Genomic DNA, 25,205 nt, shown 5'->3' on the forward strand with positions numbered 1-25,205 from the left:
AGGAAATTTAGCAATAAAAAATGCCAGTACCGAATACACCAGAGAACTTATAAGCCTTTTATCTCAAGGTTATAAAGGGTGCATTCGGACTGGCACATGACTTGCCTGGCAGCCCGCTAGGCCTGCACGATTAGTCTTTATCGATGTGGCGTTTGTACTCGTAAGTATAGAATGCGTCGTAGCTGTAGTTCTGGCTATAGTAGTTCGCAGAGCGACGTACGATGGCGTTCAGGATACAGCCTTTAACGTTAACCCCACTCTGTTCCAGACGCTTGATACTGACCTCAACTTCCTTAACGGTGTTGAGTTCGAAGCGCGCAACCATCATGGTTGTACCGACAATCTGACCGATGATGCTGGCATCCGTTACGGACAGCACCGGCGGGGTATCGATAACCACCAGATCATAGTTCTGGTTAGCCCATTCCAGTAAATCTTCAAAACGCTTGCTGGTCAGAAGTTCTGCTGGGTTAGGCGGCGTACGGCCACGGGTAATCACCTGCAGTTCCGGGATCTCGGTCTCATGAATGACTTCAGAAACCGTCTGCTGTCCGGCGAGTACGCTTGAAAGCCCTTTACGTGGGTTGAAGCCGAAGTATTCGTGTGCAGAACCGCGACGCATGTCGGCGTCAATCAGCAGCACCTTCTTACCGGTCAACGCGATAACGGCCGCAAGGTTAACGGAGATGAAGCTCTTACCTGCCTGAGGTACCGCACCGGTAATCATCAGGATATCGTTTTTCGCTTCAATCATCGCAAAGTGCAGGCTGGTACGCAGGCTACGCAGCGATTCGACGGTAAGGTCGGCCGGGTCGGTGATAGCCAGGACTTCTCTGCTCTTCTTGGCCTTATTATTCTTGCTCAGATTACCCAGGATAGGGATGCTGGCCAGTCGGCTTTGATTGGAGGCAAAAGGAACGTTCGCGTAAACGGTAATGCCTTGCTCTTCAAGTTCCCGCGCACCTTCAATACCACGGCGCATCATGATTTTCATCACGATGAAGGTCACTGCCAGCAGCAGACCCAGAATAGCGGCAAACGCTTCGATAAGGCTCAGTTTAGGGAAGACTGGCGCCACTTCAGAAGTTGCGTAGTCAACGATGCGTACATCACCCACAGTACTCGCTTTATTAATGCTCAACTCTTGCTGTTTACGTAACAGCTGCATGAAGATTTCCTGTTCTGAATCCACGTTACGATTCAGGCGCAGAAGCTCTTGTTGCGTGTTAGGCAAACTACTGATTTTCTTGTTAAGTGCGGTTTTTTCGTCTTCCAGAATTTTACGTTTTTCAAGCAAGGCACGATAGGTCGGGTGCTCTGGCGTATAGAGCTGGGAGATTTCGGCCTCTTTAAACGTCAACTCATTCAGTGAGTTATCCAGGTTTACCATGGTGTCGAGTGCGGAACGAATCTCGAGGCTCATGTCCACAGAATCACTTTTCTGACGGAAAGCATTCAGTTTGTCTTCTGAACGATCCAGCTCTTCATGAACTAAAGGCAGCTGCTGTTTCAGGAACTCCAGGCTGTTAGCCGCTTCCTGAGAATTACGTTGAACGTTTTGCAATACATAGTTGTTTGCGATGCTGTTCAGGACTTTCTGGTCACGCAGCGGGTTTTCACCCTTCAACGTCATTTCCAGCATACCAGTATCTACACCGGCATCGGCAACGGACAAGCCCGCAACCAGTTTGTCATAAGCGTCGCGGATAGGCAGCTTACGGACGGTATAAACAGTATTATCTTTAGCCTGCAGGTTATCAACGGTGATAGAAACACCATCAGCGGTCGCAGGTTGTCCGACGGTACCATTTACCAGAGGACGACCGTCAAAGCTGAGCTGAAAAGTTTTGGGACCGGTGACCGTGAATGTCAGCCACTGGCCTAGCATGGTATCGGGAACCTGTAGATGGCCAATTTCGAGCATATTGTGGGGTTGGTGGGTAAGGCGCGCCCAGCCTTTACCAAATAACGGGTAAAAATGTTCTTCCTGTTCGATGTCGAGATTCAATTCCTGAATAGTCTTGAACTGCACCAATTTAGATTTAATCATCTTAATTTGTGCGTCAGACTTGGGCTGTGAATCTGGTAAAAGCCTGGAAAGATCGTTGATTAACGCAGAACCTGCGTTTGTTTCAACCTGAACCATAGCGTCAGTGCTATAGATCGGTGTAGCGAAAAAGTAAAAAACTACGCCCAATAGCATCATCACCACAACGGTAATAATCACCAGCCTTCGGTCGTCTAGGATTGCGCCATATAAGCGACCCAGATCCAGGCTATTTGCGTTGGTTTCCATCTTGGCGAATCCTGCGTCTTTTTTTTCTGACATTATTAATCCCGCACTAATAAATGTGGTTATGGAATTTTGCTTAATCGAATTTCGGTCTGAACAAACAATAACGATTACAGAGTGAGCCATACAGACATTTATCTTCTGGTTTGTCTGTGTGCTTTAAGGGTGAATTTCGATATTTTAGTTCCTTTTTTGTTCAGAGTTGCCCTGCCTGATTCAAATCTGCTTCCTACATATTCGTAAACCAACTTCACTTTTAGACGCGTAATATGTTGGCGACAAACTGCATTTGATCAGTCGCTTCCTGCCTGACCTGAAAATCATAGCCCGATACACGCCAGGCAAAAGCGCCTTGGTTCCAAAACACCGCCTGAGCGACCATCGGTGTCTTTTCTGCGGGATCAGCGGTTAGGCTAATTAAAAACTCACCGGCAACGCCAAGAAAGTTTGTCTTGATATAAACCTTATAAAGATTGAGCTCCTGAAGGTACCTGTCTAAAGGAGACTCCTGCAGCGTAAATAATGTCGTGAATTCCGATGAGGAACGCCCGATGACCTGCGCCGTCCCTATTCCTTCATACAGATGAGCCTGCATGTAGAGCTTTTTTTGGAAATTGACGAAATCTGCAGTGAAATTAGCTACGGGTTCTTCACTCAGTGCACGGTTATATAGAGACAGCGCCGTTCCTGAATTGGCAATACCCATGCCTCGCAAACCGTCGGTCGTTCCTGAGAAACCGTTTTGAGCGGTAATAAACGATGTAAATAACATCGAACCATAAATACCACTACAGTAACCTAGCAAAGCCTGAATCTTAGCGAAAGGCTCACCTTCAAAATCATGCAAAATATCCACATAATTCGTCCCTGAAGGATTATCGCCGCATCGCTGAACCTGCAATATTTTACGTTTTATTGACGATTTGCCCGAAACGGTCAGTGTTTGACCTTTCGAGAAACTGCTGGTTGTCCCCTGAGAAATCGAAACATCTTTCGATTCCATCAGCATTAACCATGCTTCCCCCTGAGTCTGGTAAGCCATCAGGATTTCACTTCTGGTGATACCATTACTGACAATTTTGCCACGAGACAGGCCTTCAAGGCTGTCAACTTGCACGATGGATAAATAACGTCCGTTGTAGTCATGGTCGCCGGTAAGCTGAGAGTATTGAGATCCCCCTCGCAGGAGAATGCCTCCGTAGCGATTGTTGGCAACAAACTTGACGTTTATCTTCCATGATTCCGAGATAGGTGTCGTGCCTTTGGTGCCACGCGTGATATGTACGCCTAGCCAGTTTTCAGTCCAAAAGTCGCCGGTAATCTGCAGGGCGCCGTTTGGCCAGGTGTGTTCGCCGTTTGAGATGACGCGTATACAGTTTCTTGCATCACCAATGTGTAGTTGGCACAAAGCAAAACCATTGTCTTTAGCCCGGATCCCGTCTGCCTTGCCTGCGCCATTGAGCATATTGATACGCAGATTCAGGCCGGTAATGTTACCGTCAGTATCGCCGATGAAAATCATCGGTAAGGCATCCCACAATGTGGTGTTTTCCTGCCAGTTTTTATTGGCTACCAGGTGGGAAATACTAATGTTTAGACCTCGGTTACCGAGATACTCAACGATAATGGGCTTACTTATGTTGTAGGTGCCGGTGCCATAAACGTCGTGGATATCGTTCTTAATCGCGTACTTCAGCGCGGCGTTAATCGCCGTACTCCAGTCTCCGCGGGCGCTATCCGCATCGGCAAAATCTTCAATAGTGACAAAGTTATTGAGTTTCGCACCCACCGTATTTCGGCCATACGGATGTTTAAGGGCGTAACCGGTAATTCCTGCGCCGTCTAGCGACTTTAAATTTTCAACTGCAGCTGCAATTGACTCGCTGCCTTGTACTGCCTGAGCATGCTGGAGAGGTTCTGCCGCATTGGCACGACTTCCGCCGAGCCAGCCGACGGCTGCCGAGGGAACAAGCCAGCGAAACAAACTTCTTCGGGAAATTGTCATGATCTCGTGTCACTTCTGGTTAGGGCCAGAGACTGTCCGGCTGTTCCCCACTGCACCAAGTGTGCGCAACGGAATGAATAAAGGGCGGCTTATAAAGAGCAGCTATATAGAGAGGTATAGACTGAACTTTGCAGAAGAGTACCCGATATTTTCTGCTGTGAAATAGATGAACAATTTTGAAACGTTGCCCAGGGCAAATTATTAACTTCGGCCAGTGAAATGGCCGAGTTCTTATAAGGGAAACTACGCGCGGAACTTATTGCAAACTTCGATGATGTGCTCTACATCGCTGTTAGAAAGCGATGGATCGGCAGGCAGACTTAAAATCTGATCATGAATCGCTTCATTAAGCGGGAAACTTAAATGATTCATTTCCTTGTAAGCTTCCTGCAAATAAGGAGGTTTAGGATAATGAATGATTGTCTCCACGCCGTTTTGCTCGAGGTAATGCTTTAATGCATCACGATGTGCGCTGCGAACTACGAACAGGTGCCAGGTATGCTGTTCGCGATTAGCGACTTTTGGCAAGGTAATGATCGGGTTATTTATCCCGGCGAGATAGCGCTCAGCAATACGCCTGCGGTTCTCGACTTCAGGCCAGAAATACTTCAATTTAACGCTCAGAAGGGCGGCCTGCATTTCACTTAGTCGGCTATTAACACCCTGATAAATATTATAATAACGCTCTTTAGAACCATAATTACGAAGTGCTCTCAGGGTTGCCTCAAGTTCTTCATCGTTGGTCGTTGCAGCACCAGAATCACCCAGCGCGCCGAGATTTTTGCTCGGATAGAAGCTGAACGCCGAGGCGTCGCCCCAATAGCCTGCACGATGTCCATCAAGGGTAGCACCGTGAGACTGAGAACAGTCTTCGAGCACCAAAAGGTTAAACTCACGCGCGATTTCCATGATTTCTGGCATCGGGGAGAGGTAGCCATAGAGGTGTACTGGCATAATCACTCGGGTATTTGGGGTAATCGCTTCACGAATTTTGCTGACGTCGATGTTATAGCTATCGGCGTCCGGCTCTACAAACACCGGCTTTAAATTGTTTTCTGTTATCGCTAATACGCAGGCGATATAGGCATTGGCCTGAATGATGACTTCATCACCGTCTTTGATTTTACCCAGCAGTTTCCAGGCGCGAAGCACAAGCACAAGTGCATCGAGTCCGGACGCTAATCCGATACACGTTCTCACCCCACAAAATTCCGCAAATTCCTGCTCAAACTTGCGGACTTCAGGCCCGAGAATGTAATACCCGGAATCAATCACGCGTGCGCTTGCTGCTTTAAGATCTTCCGCATAGGGTGTATTGATTTTCTTGAGATTGAGAAAGTTGATCATTTACGCATCCTTTTCTGGAGCATCTGGCAAAATAAAGTGTTCATTTTCTTTGTAGAAAGTCGCCAACATTACCGGGACATCGATTTCGTAAAAATGATTCGTCTCATCCTCGCCGTGATAGCGATGCGATATCTTCTTGATGAAGCGTAAGGCGGGGGCGTTGTCTTTACGTGCATCGACAACTAACACACCAATCCCTATATCATTCATAGATTCCAGCATCAGCAAAATACTTTCGATTGCTGAGGTCATGGTTTTATTTTCATTGAGAATCCAGCTGCCGCAGTGGGCAATACTTTTCTCACGATCGACGCCGTAAGCACGCAAAGAACCTACGGGCTGCTGATTATCGATACGTTGAATGATGAAATAATATTCTTCACCTGCGGCTTCGCGTTTTTTGTAGTTTTCGAGCCACACTTTTTGCTGCAACGGGTCATCATCAACCGGTGTCAAAAATTGAGTACTTTTTGGGGCAACACGCAGGCTGTGAACAAATTCATAGTCGCTGGTTTCAACGGGGCGAAGCAGTATGGTTTTGCCATATTTATTCTTCATACTTGGCCTTTGCCTCTTCGATGAATACATCGTAATCGTGAATGTAATCGCCTTTGTCATACTTTTCGCTTGAGAGCACCACTAATGCACAGTCTTTACTAAAGTCATGCATTTCTACCCACACCATGTCATTGACCAACAGGCCTTTAGAGGGACTGTCCAGCCAGTGATCGCTGATTTTCATCCCGTCATTCAGGCGAACGCGCAGTTTACCGACCAGACAAATAAGGAACATTTTGTCACGACGGTGGGCGTGAAAGCCGCGATTTTGATTGGTATTGGTATTGAAGATGTAGAAAAGCCTTTTGATTTCAAAAGGAACTTGATTCATGGATTCCACGCTGACTAGGCAACCACGCTCGTCAGTGAAAGTCACCAGGTCAATCACCGAGTGTTGTGGCGGCTGTGAGGAGTCTGTTTCATCAGTGTGTGTAAATAAATTCATAATAATGCCTCTAACCTTATGATTAGTTATGATTTGGGGCTTTGGAGAAACCGTATAAGCCAATTTTTATGTCGATTATCAAAAAATGACATTTTTAATCTGATTCGCACATCGAACCCGATATGACAGACATCCATGGTGGAAATAATGTGCGATCGGTACATTTTCTCGCCTAATGGTTGAAATGCAAGGGCGGATCGCACATGTATTTTAAAGCGTCTTATTGAAGTTTTATTATTATAGTCGCGTAAGAGTGATTAGGGTTTAACATCGCATTATTATGCGTATTTTTATTCCCGCCCCTTATCGCGAAGGATTCCATTTCGCTATTAAGGCTGCATGAAATCCAACATTGAATACTGTCAAAAATTACGGCTTTTTCTGAAAAACATTAGCACCCAATTATTTTTTTATCGCATTCCAACTGATATACGCTTTATTAAAGAGCGACATGCGTAGGAATATTCGCAGAAAAAGTTTTTTTTCGTTACGATAAAGATATTTCATCACTTCAGGACTGATAGGGACAAACACCTTATTTCGTACTACCAGACTTTGGGTATCTCCACCCCAAGGTACTAAAGTTTCCATATCAAAAGAAGATTTCTCATTTTGATACAGACAGGCTAGATACCTTTTTTTCACTGCTTCATAACCATTTACGGCAACTATCTCCTCGACAACCCCATCGTCTTGATAGTGGTCAATCGTGTCAATCACATCACCCACGCTTGGTCTTTTAAGCTTATCGGCCGGCGAATAACCTTGTACCCGTGACATTAGTCCAATCCCTCGTTTACCGGCAAGAATCTGTTCGGCAAAAGCGGTTCCTCCCGGGAAAGGGTAGCTATCAACGTAGAAATCAGCCTCCCGTGTCAGAGAGATAAACTGATCGTACGGCAGGTAACGCAGTAGCCTCAGCCGCTTTCCGTAACGCAGCTTGAGAGGCCACCACCAAAAGTTTGTTAACATCGACACGCCAACAATCGTGAAGGTGGTTTGTGGCCATTTATCCAATATTTTAGCTATTAGCGGATTGATATTTTCTCCGCGAAAGGGCTTGAATTTCATCGCTGCCCCTGAACTAAAGAAACTTGGGTTAGCGCTGACTTCACTCGAGGTAGTCGCCTTTTCTGGGCGAATATCTGACACGGGAATACCTAAAAATGAGGTTTGCCCGGCGATAGTCTTAAGCTTGTCCAGACGAGCACCGTAGCTGCTGAGTTGGAAATAATAATTCGCTACAGCACTGCCAAAGGTGAAAGCGTGGTCGGCATGGTTTACAAAGTAAACATTGAGCTCCCGAACCTGCTGTATCAACCCGCAGGCCACCACCGTTGCGATATCGTCAGCATGGATATGCAACACGATACGTTTATAGTCCTTGCAGAAGGAATGAATCTGCTTGACGGTTTCAATAAGGTCGTTTGCTTCGATCGAATGGACGGCAGTAAATATCTTTTTGCAACGCTCCAGTGCTTTTTCATCACTGTAGCGCGTAATCAGTAAATCTGGCGGTATCTCATGCATTCCGGCCAGCTTTTCCATTAATCGCGTATGACCGCCAATAATATAAGCTTCAGTAATGATATGTAGACAATCTTTATTGGGGACTGACTCCGAGGATAAGGATAATGATTCCTTGGCGCGATTTATCAGTACCTTCTCCATTTCAGGGTCATCATATCGACCAATATCCATGGTATGGAGAAGGGAACCGTAGACTTTTGCTGCCTGCATACTGATATTGAAGTCTAACGTGTTTAATACTTTTTCCCTAAGAGGATTGATAAACGTCTTCATGATTATTTATGACCTTCACGTTGGGAAATAACCTACGGTAGAATTACAAACCCAGTACATAAAAAATAAAGAAAAATACATTACGTACTGAACCTGATTTACGAATACCGTGGCTACTAAACAATTTGAAGCGAGAGAAAATCCCTTTTTCGAAAGATTCAATATAAGCAGTGAGCAGTGCTTTGTCGGCAGATTTGAGGACCTGACCATAATCATCGAGAAAAAGCTGGGCCTGAGCTCGGGTTTTCTGCACCGAGATACGCGTTTGCTCCATTTTTTTCTTCATTGATGCGCCGAACAGCATGTCACCCAGTGAGGCTGATTTAGCACCTACCTGATTGTTACCATGCTGACGGTAAAGAATAAGCGAATTATCCAGGAAACTAATGCGGCCAGTAGAAGAAGCCAGCAGGGCAATATACCAGTCGTGCATGATGGACTCGCTGATGCGGCTGTTCTGAGTCTCAATCAGAAGCTCGCGGTTAAGGGCCATCACGCAGCCTGTGACAGAGTTACTGACGATCAGCGCGGCAAAGTCAGGATTACGATTCAAATTCTGATACGTAAACATTGAAATATGCACGGGTGACAGATTTTTGTCAGCCACGCAAAGGTCTGAATGCAGGAGTATCGGGCCGCTTTGCTGTTGTTCAAGTTCGATAAATCTGTCGATGAACAAGCGCATTTTATTTGGCAGCCACAGGTCGTCCTGGTCGCTGAAGAACGTATAGTCCGCGTCGGTATTGGCAATCAAATAATTGAAGTTTTCCCGAGGCCCACCTTTTTTACCGTTATCGAGCAACTCTATCCGTGGATCCTGCTGGTTAAAACGTTGGATAATCGCCGAGGTATTATCAGAAGAATTATCATCCGAAACCAGAATGTGGCAGTCGTACTCTGGTAAATGTTCGAAATTTAACAAAATGGACTGAATCTGCTCTGTTACGTATTTCTCACCGTTATACGTAGCCAGGATAACGTTTATTTTTCTCATAGCGTCTCAGCGTTCAGGATCTTTTTAAGCTTACCCATCGCTAACCTTAAATGAGTAAGCTTTAAGACTTTGGTGTTTAAATCAAAACTTGCGAATTATTTCAGTAAGCGCGGCTTCCCAATTTGACAGCTGTACGCCCAAAGACTTTATCTTTTCGCCGGCAAGGACAGAATAGGCCGGACGTCGTGCAGGCGTTGGGTATTGATCAGTTGTCACTGCGTTAAGCGTCGGTTTCTTCTCGATTCGCCCCTGAGAAACGGCAACATCAAAGATCTTATCCGCAAATTCAAACCACGAAACTTCACGATCGCCGCCAAAATGGTAAATGCCCCCTTGGGCGTTGCTTTGAAGAAGCTCAATGATTGCAGTTGCCAGGTCGCCTGCATAGGTCGGACAGCCACGTTGGTCGCTTACAATGCCTAGTTCGTCACGTTTTTCGGCAAGATTGACCATCGTTTTCACGAAGTTACTGCCGTATTCGCTGAACACCCAGGCGGTACGAATAATCGCCGCTTCAGGTAAAATGGCCTGAACAGCGTTTTCGCCGTCAAGTTTGGTCTTACCATACACGCCAAGAGGATTCGTTGTATCCGTTTCACGATAAGGTTGGGTGCCCTTACCGTCGAATACATAATCGGTAGAGACATGGATCAGTTTAGCCCCGACGCTACGCGCGGCGTGAGCCAGGTTTTCAGGACCCAGCGTGTTTACACGAGCAGCGGATTCAGGTTCACTCTCTGCTTTATCAACGGCGGTGTAGGCACCCGCGTTGACGATGGCATCGGGTTTCCATGAAAGTACGGCTTCTTCAACCTGAGATTTGTTGCCGATATCCAGTTCGGCAGATCCCAGAGCGCGCACCTGCCAGCCCTCCGGGAGCCTGTCCTGAAAACAACGTCCTAACTGTCCGTTGGCACCCGTCAGTAAAATTTTCATTTAACCAGTTCTCGCAGTGTTTTGCCGCGTTTGTCTTTGTCTGACAGCAGTGGGTTATCGATTGGCCATTCAATGCCGACGTCCGGATCGTTCCATATCAGACAGGCTTCAAGCTCTGGCGCATAATAATTGGTGCATTTATATTCAAAATCAGCAACATCAGACAGCACCACAAAGCCGTGTGCTAAACCCGGTGGTACCCAAAATTGGGTCTTGTTCTCTTCGGAAAGCAGTACGCCGTACCACTTGCCGTAGGAAGCAGACTCAGGGCGAATGTCGACAGCCACGTCATAGACTTCACCACGAACTACGCGCACCAGTTTGCCTTGAGGATTAGCAGTCTGAAAATGCATGCCGCGCAAGACGCCCTTGCTAGAACGTGAATGGTTGTCCTGAACAAACTCCAGATCGATGTTCAACATTTGCTGGTAACGTTTTTTCTCAAATGTCTCAAGAAAGAAACCACGACTGTCGCCGAACACCTTAGGTTGAATAATTTTGACGCCTACAAGCGGAGTATCAATGATTTCCATGTTAGATGTCCTTAAATTCAATCAGCTGGGTCAGATATTTTCCATAGCCGGTTTTTGCTAGAATTTTCGCCTGTTGTGCAACTTGTTCATGCGAAATCCAGCCTTTACGGAAGGCAATCTCTTCAAGACAGGCCACTTTAAAGCCCTGGCGTTTCTCAATGGTATGAATAAATTGAGAAGCTTCGAGCAGGCTGTCGTGTGTTCCTGTATCTAACCAAGCAAAACCGCGACCCAATTGTTCAACTTTCAGGTTACCAGCTTTCAGGTACATCTCGTTCAGCGTGGTGATTTCAAGCTCACCTCGGTGCGAAGGCTTGATTTGCTTTGCCATTTCAACAACGTGATGATCGTAGAAATAAAGACCGGTTACCGCCCAATTTGAACGAGGCTCAGTCGGCTTTTCTTCAATGGAAATAGCGCGATTCTTTTCGTCAAACTCTACGACGCCAAAACGCTCTGGATCCATTACCTGATAGCCAAAGACGGTAGCGCCATCAATATTGCTCACCGCGTGCTCAAGTTTACGACCGAAGCTTTCACCGAAGAAAATGTTATCACCAAGGACCAGTGCACAGCTTTCACCGGCAATAAAATCCTCGCCGATAATAAATGCCTGGGCTAAACCATCCGGGCTTGGCTGAATAGCATATTGCAGTGAAATACCAAATTGGGAACCGTCACCCAAAAGACGAAGAAATGCATCATTATCTTCGGGTGTGGTAATAATAAGAATGTCTTTAATACCAGCCAACATCAAAACAGAGATCGGATAATAGATCATCGGTTTATCATAAATAGGGAGCAACTGCTTCGATACACCGCGGGTAAGGGGATATAAACGCGTTCCTGAGCCGCCAGCCAGAATGATACCTTTCATGATTCTGTCACCTTAAAATTTATTTAGAAAGACCAAGACGCTCAGTCCAAGTACCCGCTTTAATAGTATTTACCCACTCGAAGTTATTCAGATACCATTGCACTGTCTTACGAATACCACTTTCGAAGGTCTCTTCCGGTTTCCAACCTAATTCACGGTCAATTTTTCCGGCATCGATGGCGTAACGCTTGTCGTGTCCAGGGCGGTCGGCAACCCAGGTAATCAAATCACGATAGTGTTTAATTCCTTCAGGTTTCTCTGGCACCAGTTCTTCAAGTAAATCGCAAATAGTATTAACTACCTCAATATTCTGGCGCTCATTATGGCCACCGATATTGTAGGTTTCGCCGACTTCACCTTCAGTCACAACCTTGTGCAGTGCACGGGCGTGATCTTCAACATACAACCAGTCACGAATCTGATCGCCTTTGCCATAGACCGGCAGAGGTTTACCCGCCAGGGCATTCAGGATGATCAACGGAATCAGTTTCTCAGGGAAATGATAAGGGCCATAGTTGTTAGAACAGTTCGTCACCAGGGTAGGCAGGCCGTAGGTGCGTTTCCATGCTCTCACCAAATGGTCACTGGCGGCCTTGGACGCAGAATAAGGGCTACTAGGGGAATAGGGGGTTTCTTCGGTGAATAGGTCGTCCACGCCGTGTAAATCACCATACACTTCGTCGGTGGAAATATGGTGGAAGCGGAAGGCGGCCTTGGCTTCTTCAGTAAGAGATAACCAGTATTCACGCGCGGCTTCAAGCAGGGTATAGGTACCCACTACGTTGGTTTGAATGAATGCGCCAGGACCATCAATAGAACGGTCAACGTGGCTTTCTGCCGCGAGATGCATCACCGCGTCAGGTTTGAATTCAATGAATACTTTTTTCAACGCTACTGCGTCGCAAATGTCTACCTGGGCAAAGCTATAGCGCGAATCATTGCTTACTGGAGCCAGTGAAGCCAGATTACCCGCATAACTAAGGTTATCGATAACCAGCACTTCATCATTGGTGTGCTGAATAATGTGTCTAACGACGGCCGAACCAATAAAGCCGGCACCACCTGTTACGATAATTTTCATTGTATCCTCAACAAATAAGGTAGAAGCAACGGAGGAGTTGTTATTTCCAATAGCGTTTGTGCATACTCAATGCGCGGTTCCATCCGAATGGCAGGGTTTTGTAATTCTTCCCCAACTTATATCCGGCTATTTTCATTGCATTATTTATACATGCACGTGGGATATACATAACTCCGTGTTTGAGCAAAAAGCGCAGCTCAGAAAAAATAAATTTTTTACCTTCACCACCTGCACCGCCAAAATTTTGATGAATCCACCGTTCTTTACCGTGGAAAACACCAATATCAAAGTAACGCTTAAATTCTTCAAGAGAAGTGTAATTATGAGAGTGACGAACCTGAGCTTCAGCCACATAGGCCACTTTATATCCTGCTAATACCGCCTTCCCGGCGAAATACATATCTTCACTGAGAATAGTATTAGAGGGGAATCCTCCTAACTCTTTAAATGTTGATATTCTATAGGCAGCAAATGAATTAGAAATGAAAACTGTTTTCAGGCCGACGCGGGCTGCGTCTGCCTGAGTATAAACATAGTTTTGAGCGGTATAGTTAAAACTGCGTGCATGCTGAGAGATAGGGGTCGCGTCAACATGAGGTAACTGGCGTCCATAGGCACAGGCAACTTTGGGATCTTCAAAGGCTGCAACCAGTTTTTGCAGGCTCCCCTCTTCCGGTATCGCATCCTGCGTTAGGAATATCACTATGTCACAGTCGGCGGGAGCGCAGTCTACTGCAAGATTTCGCGTCCCACCGTGATTAAACTCTTGAGAACTTATCCCAATGACATTGAACCCGGCCTGTTCCGCTAAAGCAGCCGTACCGTCACGGCTGCCAGAATCGATAACCTGAACATAAAGATCTTCAGGTGCATACTTCTTAATGTTAGCTATCGACTCTTCCCATATTTTTCCACCGTTGTAAGTGGGTATAGCCAAGAAGTATTTCATCATCTTTTCCTGGTTTAGCCAGAGATGAATAATTGCCCCCACGCAATAATTACGTCATCGCTGACATATTGACGCGTGGGGACTCAGTCTTAATTCCAGTCACGGATATATTTTACTGTTTCAGTCAGGTTATTAACGCCGGTGATCGTTGGTACGATCTGGCTGATAACGCGGTTCCAGCGCACGATAGGCGCTGCAGTGACATAAACAATGTCGTAAGGCTGTAACTGGAAGTTGCTGCTAAGAACCATCGCCGACGCATCTTTTGCATTCAGCTGATAGATGTCGGCAATTTTTCCTTTATCTTGACCTGTTCCGTTGTGAATACCACGGATGACAAAGACACCGGAAGCATCAGCCATATCCTGAGCAATACCGTTAGCATTACCCAAGGCCTCGGCCAGGGTCATACCACTGCGGTCCATTTTAAGCGTGCTTTGCTGGCCAACTTCACCCATGACGAAGACTTTGAGATCGTCATTGCGTGGCACGTAAAGAATATCGCCAGGGTAGAGCAGACGGTTTTGAGTCATGTCACCGTTTTGCATCAGCGCCTGGAGGGAAATACGTTCATCGTGGCCGTTATGAGTCAGCACCACATTGCGCCAGTCGGCATTGGCGGTCAAACCGCCGGCGGCGTTGATAGCATCGACAACGGTCAACGGAATATTGGTAATTGACTGCTGACCTGACGTTGTCACTTCACCTGTTATATAGGCTCTCTGTGAGCGGAACGAGGCTACGCTAACGTCAACCTGTGGGCTTTCTACGAAAGCAGACAGACGTTTAGCAATCATGGTACGAACTTGATCAAGCGTGAGACCTGCAACGTGAACCTGGCCAATATAAGGATAGAAAATATTACCGTCTGCACCGACCCAGTTACCCGTGTCACTGGCGCTACGGTATTGGCCTGCTGGCGTGGTTAATTCTGGGTGATCATAAATAGTTATCATCAACACGTCACCGATCCCGATGTGGTACTGATAACTTTTTAAAAGAGTTGTTAATTGTGGATTAGGACGTGCAATTGCGGCAGGGGGCTGCATCTTATTGACCAGATAGGGGGTCATTGGATAGATGTTGACCAGCTTGTCCAGGTCGTAATCGCTGTCTGGGACCTCGACGACATTTTTACTCCCGGTAATTAAGCCTTGCCCTGGTATAACTGTACAGCCGCCCAAAATACCCACAGCAAAGAATAGCGCAGAAAGTTTAAAAAGATTTTTGTGCATAGGTTCCAGACCATCTCGTTTTTTAAGAGTTACTGTCTTTATCATCATCATCATCTTCGACGTTAAAGAGATAACAGACCCAGGCGGGGAATGCATCCTGCTTGCCGGAAAAGGTGTGTGAAATCTCGCATTACTTCTGAAGTGTTCAAGTGTTAACCGGGAAAGAGTACGCTACCGCCCTTGGCTCGTAGCTACCAATACACTAAAAAAATAAGCATATAATCTTGGTCCGCACTTCAGAGTACAGACAATAACAGCCCTTGCTCTCCAAATAAATTAGCTTCGCTAAATTATTTCGACAGCTTAGGAGGCTCTGCGCTGTCGTTTATATTATTATTCCGCCTTGCACTTGATGTTTTTACATCTATGGGCTACGCACAATCCTGTTGACCTAAACTGTCGCGAGGGCTTGACTCACAGGGGTTTAGTTGTCAGTTTTTCTCACTTTCTCTGCTGAAATGAACTTCGTGGACAAATTCGCTTGAGCAAAACAAGGTTAACAAAACCATTCAAACTATCTTCTGGAGAACCTGTTTTTCAGATAATGCCTATTATCTTCAGAGCCAACATTACAAAATAAAGTAGAGATTAAGACTGATTTTTTTATGCGCTTTTCCCGTTTTATCCGCATCAATGATTTAAATAAAGAGCATTATAAAAATCGCTTTAGCGGAGGTTTGGGTCAGAGTCGCATTGTTATTTGGCTTACAGCCTCCCAAAAGATTAAGGCTCGTTACGTTTTCATCAGGTCCGGTGAGGCAAGATCCTAGCTGTTATAGCGTATCTGGCGGTTAACAAGGGGCAATTATATCCTGTTGCTTTTTTTGCATTGTTTAAAAAAAACGCATCTAGGATTAATCCTATGCTAGCATCATAGCAATTTGAAACAAGAGCGGCCAGAGCAAATTTTGGCGAAACGTCATATTTTTCAAGGTTTATTGCTTGCATTTTTTTGACGCTCTGCGTTTGAAACAACGATAAGTATATATAATACGATTGTTCCAGATTCGCAACACCTTAGTGAGTTCCTGACAGAGGTTTTTTTAATAATCTTGTCAAAAGTTTGTATAAAACTTGCCGTTCTATAACAGTTTCTTATGGTAGAAGAGGGGCCTGCGCGGCTTGGTGGGGCACAATAATTACCTGAAGTAACTATAAGGTCTGTTTTTACCGCCAAATTTATAGACAATCGGTCAAAAATTAATTCTGACGTTACTCTTTTTGAACAGCTGCTTTTAATTTATACGCAATTTGACTTTGTTTAAGCCTGATACCTTTTCGCCTCCTTGGGAAATAGTAGGGATAAAATACAAAAAGCGTTTTCTTTGGCGAGTCAAAACTTGAAAACGTTAAGATATGTGACGAGGCGTAAATAGAGGCATTATTCCCCACCTCTCGTTATATGCTCGGATTGTTAAAATAATATTTCGGTGGTTAATTTCGCGGCCGTCGTGTGCCACTGAGTTCTGGCATTACTGTGCGAATTAATTCCAGAAACTTTAGAAGTCGAGCGGGATAATAGCTGGCGTAAGGATAAACCAGGTACACGGGTAAGGGTTTAGCGTGCCAATCGGGCAAAATATGTACCAGGGTTCCGTCAACGATATTTTCGCTCACAACCCAAGCGGATACTATTGCTGCCCCCAGCCCGGTTTCTGCCGCCTTACGCGCGGCATACAAACTGTCGGTGCTTAATTTGGGTTTAATCTCAAAGCTGGCGCTTCTCCCACTTTCCCCATGACTTAACGTCACTTCGTTACGGTAAAAGGTACTTACCGCTATCCAGGGCAATCGGGCAAGACTGTCTATTTGCTTGATAGGAGAGTAACCCGCGAGAAGCGACGGTGAGGCAACGACGATTCTCGGCACCTCGGCGAGCAAGACCGCGACCATCGAGGGATCGGTTATCTCCCCAACTTGAATCATGCAGTCGATGTGTTCGGCGATAAAGTCAGGGGTACGGTCATTCAGCATCCAGTCAACGGACATATTGCCGTAGCGCTGCAGATATTCAGTCAACGGGGCGATCAGCTGGTCTTGTCCGAAGGCGTGCGGTGCACGGACGCGCAAAATGCCCTCTGGTTCTTCGCCATCGCCTCGGAGGTCGTCCTCGAGTGCACTCCACTGCTCAATGAGCAACTTGGCATGGCGATAACAGCGTTGTCCGTCATCGGTCAATTTCATCGCATGCGTGGTGCGCAGTATCAGTTTTGCCCCAAGCATACGCTCCAGCGCCTGCAACCGCCTGCTGACGGTGGGTTGGCTGGTTTGCATTTGTTGTGCAGCCGCCGAGAGGCTGCCGCTTTCCACGATACGTATAAAGGTACGCATCAGGTCTATGCGGTCGATACCGCCTGAGGAAGTTTTGCTCATACGTATTATGTATAACAGTTTTACCTTTTAGATGACTACCACTTATTGGTGACATACATAAAAATGCACACATCGGATAGCAGCCAGAGCGACCACGCACAGTATCGCCAGTCAGCGATACTTAACCTTTCGGCAAAAAGAAAGTCACCGGGGATACCACTATGTCAGAATTAGAAACAACACAGAATATTGCACCCGTGGAAGAGCCCGCGCTTCCCGGTAAAATGGTGTTTACGCTCGCCGCAGGCACCGGGCTGAGCGTTGCCTCTATTTATTACAGTCAGCCTATGCTCGGTATTATCGGGCCTTCTCTTGGCGCAAACCTCACGCAAACGGGGCTTATTCCCACGCTCACTCAAATTGGTTATGCGTTAGGAATTTTGTTTCTTATCCCGTTGGGTGACCGTTTTGACCGCCGCACGATTATCTTGCTGAAAAGTGTGTTACTGACGTTGTCACTGCTGCTGTGTGGTTTCGCGCCCGGAATTCACGGCGTGCTCCTCACCAGTCTATTAATCGGTGCAACGGCGACCCTGGCGCAGGATATCGTTCCCGCCTCGGCGGCGCTTTCCCCGGCGGCACAGCGGGGTAAGACGGTGGGCACCGTAATGACCGGTCTGCTGGTCGGGATCCTGCTTTCTCGCGTGGTCAGCGGCGTCGTGGCCGAGTACTTCGGCTGGCGTGCGATGTATCAGTTGGCGGCGGTGAGCGTGGCGCTGGTGGGACTGGCGCTGTGGCGGGTGTTGCCACGATTTACGCCCGGCACTGAGCTGAGTTATCCGCAGCTGCTGCTCTCCATGCGTCACCTCTGGCTGCACTACAAAACGCTACGCCGCGCTGCGCTGTCGCAGGGCCTACTGTCGGTGGCCTTCAGCGCTTTCTGGTCAACGCTGGCGATTATGCTGAACGAGACCTACCATTTGGGCAGCGGCGTGGCAGGGGCGTTTGGCCTCGCGGGTGCCGCAGGCGCACTTGCCGCACCCTTGGCGGGTAAACTGGCTGACAAGCAAGGGCCTGCCCTGGTGACGCAGATAGGTTCGGCGCTGGTGATGGTGTCATTTGCCGCCATGTTCCTGCTGCCGTTGCTGTCGCCGCATGCGCAGATAGCGCTGATTGTTCTGAGCGCAATTGGATTTGATTTGGGCGTGCAGGCTACGCTGGTGTCACATCAGTCCTTGGTATATGGCCTGGATCCTGCGGCCCGTGGACGCCTGAATGCACTGCTGTTTACGGTGGTGTTCATCGGCATGGCCGTCGGATCGGCACTCGGTAGCAAAGCCCTGGAGCTAGGGGGATGGCAGGGCGTTATCGCGCTTGCGACCCTCGCCGGTGCGGGAAGCCTGATCGTGCGAATTATGAGCCGAAAAATCTAAACTTTCGCCGTCTCGCACGATAAAGCAGCAGTGTTTCTCATAACAGCACAGGGAGATCATCTGCCCACTGGTTCAAATTGCTTTAAAAGTGTAGCCTGTGGGCAAGGTGCTAACACCACGGTGTTTAAGAAGAGGAAAAGACAATGACTATTGAATACGCAATCGTAGCGGGCGGCTGTTTCTGGTGTACGGAAGCTGTGTTTAAAGATGTGATCGGCGTTGAGACCGTTGAAAGCGGCTATATTGGCGGCACGACGGAGAACCCGACCTACGAACAAGTATGTACTGGCGAAACCGGCCATGCTGAAGCAATCCGCATCGGTTTTAACCCAGACCAGCTGAAATACGGCGATTTGCTGGACATCAGCTTTGCGACTCACGACCCTACCCAGCTCAACCGTCAGGGTAACGACATCGGCACCCAGTATCGTTCAGCTATTTTCCCGCTGAACGACGAGCAGAAAGCCGAAGCCGAAGCGGCTATCGCCCGTGCGCAGGAAAGCAATACCGATCCGGTGGTGACTGTAATCGAGCCGATCGCGCCTTGGTATCCAGCAGAGAACTATCACCAGGATTACTGGGATGGTGCAGGCCAGCGCAACGGTTACTGCATGGCGGTTATCCCGCCTAAGCTGCAAAAGCTGCGTAAAAGCTTTGCTAACCGCACTAAGTCCCTGCAAGACAAGTAAGCCTTAAGGCTGCTGCCAAGACAGCGCAAACTCAGACAGTTTGCGCTGTTTTATTCTCTGATACCGCGACTTCGGACCTATCCTCCCAGACTTAACCCACCGTCACACACGATATTCTGCCCGGTAATAAAGGTATTTCTCACCAAAAAAGCAATCGCTTCGGCGACGTCCTGTGCGCTGCCGACTCTCCGAACAGGGGTCTTTTGAGCATATTCAGCAAACAGGCCGCTCTTCTGGTGGTCATCCAAAAAGTCCCACCAGGGGGTATCAATCACTCCCGGAGACACCGCATTGACTCTTCGTGGGCAGATTTCGGCCGCCAGCGTTGGAACCCATCCGGCAATCGCTGCATTGGCTGCACCTATCCCACTGGTACCCGGCATCGCCGTCAGAGCCGTGATGGCGCTTAGGAAGGTGATACTGCCGGTGGCGCTTAAAGTGGGCAGCGCTGCCTGTGCACAGTTGAAATGTGGAAAAACCTTTTCTTCAAATCCCTGACGCACTTCATCAACGCTGAGGCTGGCGAAGGCGCCCACGCCCTTACCGCTGCCCAGCGCCAGAATCAAGTGATCGAGCGGCCCTAGGTCGGCAAAAACGTCGGGGAGTTGAGAATGAGCCGTGGCATCGACAACAACCGTATCCAGCGGGTAAGGCGCATCGCGTTGAGCCCGATACAGTTTTTCGGCATCGCGCCCTGCGATAGTGACACGGTAGCCCTGCATCGCCAGTAAATTTGCCGTTGCCAGACCAATACCTGATGAACCGCCAATAACCAAAACATGTTGCGTCGTCATAATAAAATTATCCATAGTGATGAGAGTAAAAGGACTCGTGCCGAAAGGCGTTATCCAATCGGCGCCCGCAGCGCTATCCTTGCGTGTTTAAAGAACCCTAAACAGTCTTCGGTTTATCATGGTATTCGCGACTACCTGTCTGCATAAGGAGAAGGTCATGAGCGCAAGAAATTTCAGGGAGTTGGGCAATTTTCTTCGCGCTCGCCGCGAATCGCTGCTGCCGCAGGACGTCGGCCTGCCCTTGGGGGAACGACGGCGCACGCCTGGCTTGCGCCGTGAAGAGGTTGCACAGTTGGCAAAAGTTGGCACGGCCTGGTACACCTGGCTTGAACAGGGGCGTGAAGTGAAGGCTTCAGCAGGCGTACTCCTGACTCTGGCCGATGCGCTGCGTATGACGGAGACCGAGTGTGCCCATCTGTTTGCGTTGAGCGGCAGGATGATGCCCCAGCGCTTGCCTGTGAACGAGCCACCGCTTGAGGCGGCGCTCCAGCGGATGCTTGATGATCTGAGCTTTCAGCCCGCGTACATTACGAATAAACGTTGGGATATTGTCGGCTGGAATAATGCGGCCTGTGCAGTTTTTGGCGATTATTCCCTGCTTGAGGGCGATGACCGAAATCTGCTGTCGATGCTGTTTGCCAATCAGGCACACCGGGAGTTATTGGTGGACTGGGCTGAGATAGCCCCCGCCGCGCTGGCAATTTTTCGCGCCGAAACGGCACACTGCGTCAACGAGGCGCATTTTGCGACGCTTATCGACAGATTGAATGTGAAAAGCGAGACCTTTAGGCAGCTGTGGGCGCGGCAAGAGGTATTGTCACAGCTGACCAACATCAAGCGTATTCATCACCCCATTGCCGATGCGATGTCGTTTGAATACCACAGTTTTCTCCTGTCCGACGGGTCCGCTCGCAGACTCACGGTCTATTCGCCCCAGGAAGTCAGTCGAGACAAACTGCAGGCGTTATTGCCGGTGCAGCGGCTCAACAATATCATGCGCCTCGAGAAGGAACATAAATGAACAACGACTGGATAGACGTGCGTCATTCGCCCGAGTACCAGATTGAAACTATTCATGCGCATTTTGAGGGGCACGCCTACGACGCACACTGGCATGACAGTTATCTGGTTGGCGTCACGCAGCAGGGCACACAGCAGTTTCACTGCCGACGTAATAAAATCACCAGCACGCCCGGTGACATCTTTTTGCTCGAACCTGGCGAGATACATGACGGTGACGCTCCAATAGAGGGCGGATTCACTTACCAGACCTTTTATCTCAGCCCCGAATGGCTCGACCGTGAAATTCGTCACCTGTTTCACGACACGCCGAGCAGCTATGAACTTTCATTTGCGAAAACATTAAACAGCGACCCCCGACTGGCGCAGGCCATCGCACAGACTTTTCAACTGCTGCATTTTGGCGAATTCAGAATTGTGCAACAAAGTGCGCTCGATAATCTGTTAGCGCATTTGGCTCCGCATATCCATTGGCGTGCCGAGGCGTCAGCGGCGCACCTTGCTTTGGGCTGCGCTCATCTGGCCCGTGAATATATGCATGCGCATTTGAATGAGGACCTGTCGCTGCAGGAGCTGGCCGCTGCAACAGGCACTGATCGATTCACGCTGACGCGCGCCTTTAAGCAGGCCTTTGGTATAGCGCCGCATGCTTATCTGGTGCAGTTGAGACTGGCCGAGGCGCGCATCAGACTGTCGCAGGGCGAAAAACCTGTCCAGGTTGCCGCAGAGCTTGGTTTTGCTGACCAGAGCCATCTGGGGCGCTGGTTCCGCCGCGCCTATCGCCTGTCTCCGGCGCAATATCGGCAAATCTGCACAAATCTTCCAGACTAGCGATACGCTATCATTGACAATCGGTTTTTATTCGTTAAATGGAGTAAAACCGTAATGTCAGTCTCCTCTATCACGACTTCCCCGCTAAGTGAACCGACTCAGCCTGAACGTCTGGTGATCGTCCTGAATGAAAGTCTTCCGGCAGGAAAAGCCGCTAATGCGGCGGCGGTGCTAGCAATGACGCTAGGCCAGCGTCATCCTGAATTAATCGGTTCACCTCTCGAAATTGCAGACGGAAAAACCTATCCCGGACTCACGCCGTTGGGCATCAGTGTGCTGAGCGGAAGTGACGAAGATCTCAAATCGGTGTTAGTCAATGGCACGTCGCATGGCTGCGATATAACCGTTTTTCCCCTTGAAGGTCAACAAACTACGCACTACGAGGCCTTCCTTGAGGCGGTCGCTTTGCAGACAGAAGGGAGTCTTCAACTGCTGGGAATTGCCCTCGCCGGAGAGAAAAAATCGGTACGAAAAGTGGTCGGCAAGCTCAAGCTTTTTGCCTGAAATTTGAGATTGATCACGAGCATCCCCAAGAGTGTTGGGGATGTTTCGGTCAATATATCGACTATATGGCAAAATATCGTACTGATAAGCGCATTTATAACGATTTAAAATGAGGTTTTTTTTGCCTCAATCCAAGAGAATAGGGTAGCATCTTCCGCCGTCGCCGAATTTAACCCCTCGTTAACCTCGGTTGGTCAAGAATAATACAGTGGCGATAAGCCACGACAGGCGTCAGCAATTGCAATCGTTTGCTCATGTTGAAGGCCGAGCGTGAAAGAATTCTTTTGGAGAACAGGTAAGAAATGAAACGACATAAAAAAACTGCGGAAGAACAACACGCAGCCAAAAGGCGTTGGCTGGATTCTCATGAGGATGGTTATCACAAGAGTATGGGCAATCGTCAGGTGCAGATGATTGCTATCGGTGGCTCTATCGGTACCGGTCTGTTTTTAGGCGCCGGTGCGCGTCTGCAAATGGCGGGTCCGGCGCTGGCGCTGGTCTATCTGGTTTGCGGTATCTTCTCATTCTTCATTCTGCGCGCATTGGGCGAACTGGTCCTGCACCGTCCAACCAGCGGCAGCTTTGTTTCCTACGCCCGTGAATTCCTTGGCGAAAAAGCCTCCTACGTGGCGGGCTGGATGTATTTCCTCAACTGGGCGATGACCGGTATCGTGGATATCACGGCGGTTGCGCTATATATGCACTACTGGGGCACCTTCAGCGACGTTCCACAGTGGATGTTTGCGCTCGGTGCACTGGCCATCGTCGCCACCATGAACATGATTGGCGTGAAGTGGTTTGCCGAAATGGAGTTCTGGTTTGCGCTGATTAAAGTGGCAGCCATCGCTATCTTCCTGATGGTGGGGGTGGTCTTCCTCGGCAGCGGCAAAGAGCTGGCGGGTCAACCTACCGGCTTACATCTGATTACCGACAACGGCGGTATCTTCCCACACGGGCTGCTGCCAGCGTTGGTGCTAGTCCAGGGGGTAGTCTTTGCCTTTGCGGCTATCGAACTGGTCGGTACTGCTGCGGGCGAAACCAAAGAGCCTGAGAAAATCCTGCCTAAGGCTATCAACAGCGTTATCTGGCGTATTGCACTGTTCTACGTCGGTTCTGTGGTGCTGCTGGTGCTGTTGTTGCCATGGAACGCCTATCAGGCCGGTCAGAGCCCGTTCGTGACCTTCTTCAGCAAACTGGGTGTCCCTTACATCGGTACCATCATGAACATCGTGGTGCTGTCTGCGGCACTGTCGAGCCTGAATTCAGGCCTGTACTCGACCGGGCGTATTCTACGTTCGCTGTCGATGGGCGGTTCTGCGCCTAAGTTCATGTCAAAAATGAGCAAGCAACAGGTTCCTTACGCCGGTATTCTGGTCACTGTTGCAATATACATCGTGGGTGTGGTGCTGAACTACTACGTGCCCTCACAGGTGTTTGAAATCGTTCTGAACATCGCATCGCTGGGTATTCTGAGCTCATGGGGCTTCATCGTGGTTTGTCAGATGAAACTGCGTAAGGCTATCAGAGAAGGCAAGGCGAAGGACGTTTCGTTCAAGATGCCAGGTGCACCGTTCACCTCATGGCTGACGCTCCTGTTCCTGTTCAGCGTGCTGGTGCTGATGGCCTTCGACTATCCGAACGGGACTTATACCGTGGCGACTATTCCTGCACTGGTGATTCTGCTGGTACTGGGTTGGTTCGGTCTGCGTAAACGCGCAGCGGAAGTGAAAGAGCTTGAGAAAGAACACGCAGAGACGTTTGAAGCGAAGTAATCGACGATTCTGTATGAAGAAAAACGGCCCCCTGCGTGCAGGAGGCCGTTTTTTTATGGCTTGGCGCTCAGCGTGAAGCTGAACTCACCGATGCCTTCAATGCCCCCCGAGACCACATCGCCCGGCTGGACAGCACCGACACCCGATGGCGTACCGGTAAAAATCACGTCGCCCGGCTGGAGCTCTACCGACTGCGACAAATAGCTGATAACGTCGGCAACCTGCCAGATTTGGTCGCCCAAGTCACCTGTCTGACGCGTCTCGCCATTCACCGCCAGCCAGATTTTTCCGCTGGCCGGATGGCCAATTTTACTGACAGGCAGCAGCGCATTTGCCGGAGCCGAATGATCAAAACCTTTGGCGAAATCCCATGGACGACCCATTTTCTTGGCCGTAGCCTGCAGGTCACGACGCGTCAAATCTACCCCCACCGTATAACCCCAAACGTGGCTCAGCGCCTCTTCAGGTGAAATATTCTTCCCGCCTTTACTCAGTGCAACGACCAGTTCAACTTCATGGTGCAGGTCTGAGGTCAAAGGAGGATAGGGTACTTCACCCTGAGCGGGCACGACGGCATCGGCCGGTTTCGAGAAAAAGAACGGCGGTTCGCGGTCCGGATCGTGACCCATTTCACGCGCGTGCTCCGAGTAATTGCGGCCTACGCAGTAAACGCGACGTAATGGGAAACGAGCATCTTGTCCTTCTATTGCCAGTGAAGCGGCTTCCGGTACGGGGATAACAAATTCAGTCATTTTCACTCTGCCATGGTTTAGTGTTTTGACCAGCGGTCATA

22 protein-coding genes are annotated in these 25,205 nt (G+C 48.7%); 6 read left to right on the plus strand and 16 right to left on the minus strand.

Annotated features, from left to right (window positions below; genetic code table 11):
- Positions 1 to 130: 130 nt before the first annotated feature.
- The 14 genes from BS640_RS05775 to BS640_RS05840 form a co-directional block, all read right to left on the minus strand.
- A complete protein-coding gene (locus BS640_RS05775) occupies positions 131 to 2,329 on the minus strand; it encodes a polysaccharide biosynthesis tyrosine autokinase (protein WP_017490064.1) in 2,199 nt (732 codons plus the stop codon).
- A gap of 220 nt (positions 2,330 to 2,549) precedes the next feature.
- Positions 2,550 to 4,298 carry a hypothetical protein gene (locus BS640_RS05780; RefSeq protein WP_206023983.1) on the minus strand — a complete coding sequence of 583 codons (1,749 nt, stop codon included), beginning with the start codon at positions 4,296 to 4,298 and terminating at the stop codon, positions 2,550 to 2,552.
- A gap of 243 nt (positions 4,299 to 4,541) precedes the next feature.
- Positions 4,542 to 5,645 (minus strand): DegT/DnrJ/EryC1/StrS family aminotransferase, encoded by a 1,104-nt coding sequence (locus BS640_RS05785; protein WP_084912161.1) that lies wholly within the window; start codon positions 5,643 to 5,645, stop codon positions 4,542 to 4,544.
- Entirely contained in the window at positions 5,646 to 6,203 is a 558-nt protein-coding gene (locus BS640_RS05790) for a GNAT family N-acetyltransferase (protein ID WP_017490061.1), read from the minus strand.
- A complete protein-coding gene (locus BS640_RS05795) occupies positions 6,193 to 6,648 on the minus strand; it encodes a sugar 3,4-ketoisomerase (protein WP_017490060.1) in 456 nt (151 codons plus the stop codon). Before BS640_RS05795 ends, BS640_RS05790 begins: the two co-directional genes overlap by 11 nt.
- 402 nt (positions 6,649 to 7,050) lie before the next feature.
- On the minus strand, positions 7,051 to 8,451 hold the full coding sequence (locus BS640_RS05800; protein WP_084912162.1) for a group 1 glycosyl transferase: 1,401 nt from the start codon (positions 8,449 to 8,451) through the stop codon (positions 7,051 to 7,053).
- Positions 8,452 to 8,494: 43 nt separating this feature from the next.
- Complete coding sequence (locus BS640_RS05805; RefSeq protein ID WP_017490058.1) at positions 8,495 to 9,445, minus strand: glycosyltransferase family 2 protein; 951 nt, start codon at positions 9,443 to 9,445, stop codon at positions 8,495 to 8,497.
- 81 nt (positions 9,446 to 9,526) lie between these two features.
- On the minus strand, positions 9,527 to 10,381 hold the full coding sequence (gene rfbD, locus BS640_RS05810) for a dTDP-4-dehydrorhamnose reductase (RefSeq protein ID WP_017490057.1): 855 nt from the start codon (positions 10,379 to 10,381) through the stop codon (positions 9,527 to 9,529).
- Positions 10,378 to 10,914, minus strand: a complete 537-nt coding sequence (gene rfbC / locus BS640_RS05815; protein ID WP_017490056.1) for a dTDP-4-dehydrorhamnose 3,5-epimerase — start codon at positions 10,912 to 10,914, stop codon at positions 10,378 to 10,380. The genes rfbD and rfbC overlap by 4 nt, the downstream gene beginning before the upstream one ends.
- A 1-nt stretch (position 10,915) precedes the next feature.
- Positions 10,916 to 11,791, minus strand: coding sequence for a glucose-1-phosphate thymidylyltransferase RfbA (gene rfbA / locus BS640_RS05820; RefSeq protein ID WP_084912163.1), 876 nt, complete (start codon positions 11,789 to 11,791; stop codon positions 10,916 to 10,918).
- A 19-nt stretch (positions 11,792 to 11,810) separates the two neighbouring features.
- Complete coding sequence (rfbB, locus tag BS640_RS05825; protein WP_017490054.1) at positions 11,811 to 12,872, minus strand: dTDP-glucose 4,6-dehydratase; 1,062 nt, start codon at positions 12,870 to 12,872, stop codon at positions 11,811 to 11,813.
- Between the two features lie 40 nt (positions 12,873 to 12,912).
- Positions 12,913 to 13,821, minus strand: a complete 909-nt coding sequence (locus BS640_RS05830) for a glycosyltransferase family 2 protein (RefSeq protein ID WP_017490053.1) — start codon at positions 13,819 to 13,821, stop codon at positions 12,913 to 12,915.
- A gap of 89 nt (positions 13,822 to 13,910) precedes the next feature.
- Complete coding sequence (locus BS640_RS05835) at positions 13,911 to 15,056, minus strand: polysaccharide export protein (protein ID WP_017490052.1); 1,146 nt, start codon at positions 15,054 to 15,056, stop codon at positions 13,911 to 13,913.
- Positions 15,057 to 16,490: 1,434 nt separating this feature from the next.
- Positions 16,491 to 17,429 (minus strand): LysR family transcriptional regulator, encoded by a 939-nt coding sequence (locus tag BS640_RS05840; RefSeq protein WP_017490051.1) that lies wholly within the window; start codon positions 17,427 to 17,429, stop codon positions 16,491 to 16,493.
- Positions 17,430 to 17,590: 161 nt separating this feature from the next.
- Here BS640_RS05840 and BS640_RS05845 point away from each other — a divergent pair, with 161 nt between their 5' ends.
- Both BS640_RS05845 and msrA read left to right on the plus strand, forming a co-directional pair.
- Positions 17,591 to 18,802 carry an MFS transporter gene (locus BS640_RS05845; protein ID WP_017490050.1) on the plus strand — a complete coding sequence of 404 codons (1,212 nt, stop codon included), beginning with the start codon at positions 17,591 to 17,593 and terminating at the stop codon, positions 18,800 to 18,802.
- Between the two features lie 143 nt (positions 18,803 to 18,945).
- The gene (gene msrA, locus BS640_RS05850; RefSeq protein ID WP_017490049.1) at positions 18,946 to 19,491 is read left to right on the plus strand and encodes a peptide-methionine (S)-S-oxide reductase MsrA; all 546 of its coding nucleotides are present in this window, start codon (positions 18,946 to 18,948) and stop codon (positions 19,489 to 19,491) included.
- A gap of 77 nt (positions 19,492 to 19,568) precedes the next feature.
- Here the strand turns inward: msrA and BS640_RS05855 are convergent, their stop codons facing one another.
- Positions 19,569 to 20,285, minus strand: a complete 717-nt coding sequence (locus tag BS640_RS05855; RefSeq protein ID WP_026110280.1) for an SDR family oxidoreductase — start codon at positions 20,283 to 20,285, stop codon at positions 19,569 to 19,571.
- A 157-nt stretch (positions 20,286 to 20,442) separates the two neighbouring features.
- On the opposite strand from BS640_RS05855, the gene BS640_RS05860 reads away from it, so the two are divergent.
- From BS640_RS05860 to ansP, 4 genes are all read left to right on the plus strand, one after another.
- The gene (locus tag BS640_RS05860) at positions 20,443 to 21,306 is read left to right on the plus strand and encodes a helix-turn-helix transcriptional regulator (protein WP_017490047.1); all 864 of its coding nucleotides are present in this window, start codon (positions 20,443 to 20,445) and stop codon (positions 21,304 to 21,306) included.
- Positions 21,303 to 22,136 (plus strand): AraC family transcriptional regulator, encoded by an 834-nt coding sequence (locus BS640_RS05865; RefSeq protein ID WP_017490046.1) that lies wholly within the window; start codon positions 21,303 to 21,305, stop codon positions 22,134 to 22,136. The genes BS640_RS05860 and BS640_RS05865 overlap by 4 nt, the downstream gene beginning before the upstream one ends.
- A 54-nt stretch (positions 22,137 to 22,190) precedes the next feature.
- A complete protein-coding gene (locus tag BS640_RS05870) occupies positions 22,191 to 22,640 on the plus strand; it encodes a DUF2000 domain-containing protein (RefSeq protein WP_084912164.1) in 450 nt (149 codons plus the stop codon).
- Between the two features lie 302 nt (positions 22,641 to 22,942).
- The gene (gene ansP / locus BS640_RS05875; RefSeq protein ID WP_017490044.1) at positions 22,943 to 24,412 is read left to right on the plus strand and encodes an L-asparagine permease; all 1,470 of its coding nucleotides are present in this window, start codon (positions 22,943 to 22,945) and stop codon (positions 24,410 to 24,412) included.
- Positions 24,413 to 24,465: 53 nt separating this feature from the next.
- Here ansP and BS640_RS05880 read toward each other — a convergent pair whose 3' ends face one another.
- The gene (locus BS640_RS05880) at positions 24,466 to 25,164 is read right to left on the minus strand and encodes a fumarylacetoacetate hydrolase family protein (RefSeq protein ID WP_017490043.1); all 699 of its coding nucleotides are present in this window, start codon (positions 25,162 to 25,164) and stop codon (positions 24,466 to 24,468) included.
- Between the last annotated feature and the right edge of the window lie 41 nt (positions 25,165 to 25,205).

Origin of the sequence: Rouxiella badensis (assembly GCF_002093665.1) — a bacterium.
In the GTDB taxonomy this organism is placed as follows: Bacteria; Pseudomonadota; Gammaproteobacteria; order Enterobacterales; family Enterobacteriaceae; genus Rouxiella; species Rouxiella badensis.

What these genes read in the sequence shown, in the direction of transcription:
- rfbC (WP_017490056.1), bottom strand. Translation starts at nt 10,914, where the DNA reads ATGGAAATCATTGATACTCCGCTTGTAGGCGTCAAAATTATTCAACCT.
- BS640_RS05795 (WP_017490060.1), bottom strand. Translation starts at nt 6,648, where the DNA reads ATGAATTTATTTACACACACTGATGAAACAGACTCCTCACAGCCGCCA.
- BS640_RS05865 (WP_017490046.1), top strand. Translation starts at nt 21,303, where the DNA reads ATGAACAACGACTGGATAGACGTGCGTCATTCGCCCGAGTACCAGATT.
- rfbD (WP_017490057.1), bottom strand. Translation starts at nt 10,381, where the DNA reads ATGAAAATTTTACTGACGGGTGCCAACGGACAGTTAGGACGTTGTTTT.
- BS640_RS05845 (WP_017490050.1), top strand. Translation starts at nt 17,591, where the DNA reads ATGTCAGAATTAGAAACAACACAGAATATTGCACCCGTGGAAGAGCCC.
- BS640_RS05880 (WP_017490043.1), bottom strand. Translation starts at nt 25,164, where the DNA reads ATGACTGAATTTGTTATCCCCGTACCGGAAGCCGCTTCACTGGCAATA.
- rfbB (WP_017490054.1), bottom strand. Translation starts at nt 12,872, where the DNA reads ATGAAAATTATCGTAACAGGTGGTGCCGGCTTTATTGGTTCGGCCGTC.
- msrA (WP_017490049.1), top strand. Translation starts at nt 18,946, where the DNA reads ATGACTATTGAATACGCAATCGTAGCGGGCGGCTGTTTCTGGTGTACG.
- BS640_RS05840 (WP_017490051.1), bottom strand. Translation starts at nt 17,429, where the DNA reads ATGAGCAAAACTTCCTCAGGCGGTATCGACCGCATAGACCTGATGCGT.
- BS640_RS05835 (WP_017490052.1), bottom strand. Translation starts at nt 15,056, where the DNA reads ATGCACAAAAATCTTTTTAAACTTTCTGCGCTATTCTTTGCTGTGGGT.
- BS640_RS05805 (WP_017490058.1), bottom strand. Translation starts at nt 9,445, where the DNA reads ATGAGAAAAATAAACGTTATCCTGGCTACGTATAACGGTGAGAAATAC.
- ansP (WP_017490044.1), top strand. Translation starts at nt 22,943, where the DNA reads ATGAAACGACATAAAAAAACTGCGGAAGAACAACACGCAGCCAAAAGG.
- rfbA (WP_084912163.1), bottom strand. Translation starts at nt 11,791, where the DNA reads ATGAAAGGTATCATTCTGGCTGGCGGCTCAGGAACGCGTTTATATCCC.
- BS640_RS05785 (WP_084912161.1), bottom strand. Translation starts at nt 5,645, where the DNA reads ATGATCAACTTTCTCAATCTCAAGAAAATCAATACACCCTATGCGGAA.
- BS640_RS05855 (WP_026110280.1), bottom strand. Translation starts at nt 20,285, where the DNA reads ATGACGACGCAACATGTTTTGGTTATTGGCGGTTCATCAGGTATTGGT.
- BS640_RS05830 (WP_017490053.1), bottom strand. Translation starts at nt 13,821, where the DNA reads ATGAAATACTTCTTGGCTATACCCACTTACAACGGTGGAAAAATATGG.
- BS640_RS05775 (WP_017490064.1), bottom strand. Translation starts at nt 2,329, where the DNA reads ATGTCAGAAAAAAAAGACGCAGGATTCGCCAAGATGGAAACCAACGCA.
- BS640_RS05860 (WP_017490047.1), top strand. Translation starts at nt 20,443, where the DNA reads ATGAGCGCAAGAAATTTCAGGGAGTTGGGCAATTTTCTTCGCGCTCGC.
- BS640_RS05870 (WP_084912164.1), top strand. Translation starts at nt 22,191, where the DNA reads ATGTCAGTCTCCTCTATCACGACTTCCCCGCTAAGTGAACCGACTCAG.
- BS640_RS05800 (WP_084912162.1), bottom strand. Translation starts at nt 8,451, where the DNA reads ATGAAGACGTTTATCAATCCTCTTAGGGAAAAAGTATTAAACACGTTA.
- BS640_RS05780 (WP_206023983.1), bottom strand. Translation starts at nt 4,298, where the DNA reads ATGACAATTTCCCGAAGAAGTTTGTTTCGCTGGCTTGTTCCCTCGGCA.
- BS640_RS05790 (WP_017490061.1), bottom strand. Translation starts at nt 6,203, where the DNA reads ATGAAGAATAAATATGGCAAAACCATACTGCTTCGCCCCGTTGAAACC.